This is a genomic window from Pseudonocardia bannensis (genome assembly GCF_012911875.1).
GTDB lineage: Bacteria > Actinomycetota > Actinomycetes > Mycobacteriales > Pseudonocardiaceae > Pseudonocardia > Pseudonocardia bannensis.
In genome coordinates this window covers 1-1,661 of record NZ_JAAXKZ010000257.1, presented here as the reverse complement: position 1 = coordinate 1,661, position 1,661 = coordinate 1, and the positions used below count along the sequence as shown (strand labels likewise).

The 1,661-nt window shown below is 67.4% G+C and carries 2 protein-coding genes; one reads left to right on the top strand and one right to left on the bottom strand.

The annotated features are described in order from the left end of the window. Positions 1 to 253: Hsp70 family protein (locus tag HF519_RS30040; RefSeq protein WP_169416317.1), on the bottom strand; the 253-nt coding region annotated here is incomplete at its 3' end. A 313-nt stretch (positions 254 to 566) separates the two neighbouring features. Between HF519_RS30040 and HF519_RS30035 the strand changes: the two genes are divergently transcribed. After that, positions 567 to 1,427, top strand: coding sequence for an IniB N-terminal domain-containing protein (locus tag HF519_RS30035; protein ID WP_169416316.1), 861 nt, complete (start codon positions 567 to 569; stop codon positions 1,425 to 1,427). Positions 1,428 to 1,661 lie beyond the last annotated feature (234 nt).

Here is a 1,661-nt window from a genome sequence, read left to right as displayed (position 1 = left end):
CCACCGGCGTCGGATCCCCCACCCGCCGCTTGAACTCCCGCACCACCCGATCCGGATCGGTCAACGCCCGCCGCTCCGCGGCCTCCCCGACCACCACCGACCCGTCCTCAGCAATGAACAACACCGACGGGACGGTCGCCGTGCGGGTGCCGAGGTTGACCACCTCGGGCTCGATCCATCGCTGATCCGACGACCGGCACACCGCGGCCGCGGTGTACGTCGTGCCCAGATCGATCCCGAGCTGGTAACTCATCGCGTCCCCTCACCCCCGATTCACTCCCGATGTGGGTGACATGACGCGCCTCGCCCACATCGGCCCCTGTACCGCCCATCGGAGTATGGCGTGCGCCCGTTAGCGCCATTCAGCGCCTTCGACACGAATGGGGGGTTCGCGGGGCATCCCCCAACATCCCCTAACGGCGGGCGCCCGGGCCCCGATCGTGGTCGGTGCCGAACCATGGCCGATCCCCGATGGCCGCAGACCGACGGCTGCCTACCTTCGTCGTCAACGCCAGGGCGAAAGCCCCGGCCCAGAACATCAGACGCGACACCAGGAGATGATCCCGATGGCCGAGCAGCTCTCCCTGCTGGAATTCATCCTGCACCTGATCAACAACGACGACGCCCGCGAGCAGTTCAACGAGGACCCGTACGCGGAGCTCGCCGACCACGGCCTCGAGGACCTGTCGGCCGAGGACGTCTACGACGCCCTGGTGCTGATCGAGGACAACCAGACCGCGAGCTTCGACCGGGACTACAACACCGGCAGCAACCACGTGCACCTGCCCCCGCCGCCCGCGCACCACGGTCACCACGACGGTGCCGAGTCGCACAAGGCCGGCGTCGAGTACCTCAGCCGCTACATCACCAACAACTACGTCGACGACCGCGACACGATCGTCGACAACTCGGTGAACCAGCAGATCGACACCAACGGCGGCGACTTCTACCAGGACATCGACACCGATGTCGTCGTCGCCTCCGGCGACGGCGCGGTCGCGGCCGGCGACGACATCGAGGGCTCCACCATCACCACCGGTGACGGCAACGTCGTCGGCAACGGCAACAACGTGGTCAACGGCGACGACAACACCACCGCGTTCGGCAACGGCAATGCCACCAGCACCGAGGTCGGCGGCGACGTCAACCTCGGCGACGGCGCCGCCTTCGCCTCCGGCGGCAACGCCACCGTCGACAACACCGACAACAGCACCAACGACTCGTACAACAACGAGAGCGACAACAGCATCAACGACTCGTTCAACGACTACAGCGACAACAGCACCAACGACTCGTTCAACGAGGAGATCGACCGGAGCATCAACGACTCCGGCAACGACAACAGCCAGAACTCGATCGAGGACTCGGGCAACACCGAGGTCGACGTCCGCATCGAGGACTCGTTCAACACCGAGTTCACCGCGTAAGTTCGAGGTCAGTCGGACCTGACCCTCACGACCCCGCCGACCCGTCCCCCGGGTCGGCGGGGTCGTCGCCGTTGTGCGGGTGCCGGCATCGCGGGAACCGGACTGCCCCGGCACCCGAGAATGCCCGGCCCCGTCGCCCGGCCGGGCGGCGACCTCTCATGGCGAGCCCACGAGCTGCAGCGACACCCCGGTGTCCACGAGCCCGGGGCGGGGGCACCCCCAGAACCCCTAACC

What these genes read in the sequence shown, in the direction of transcription:
- HF519_RS30035 (WP_169416316.1), top strand. Translation starts at nt 567, where the DNA reads ATGGCCGAGCAGCTCTCCCTGCTGGAATTCATCCTGCACCTGATCAAC.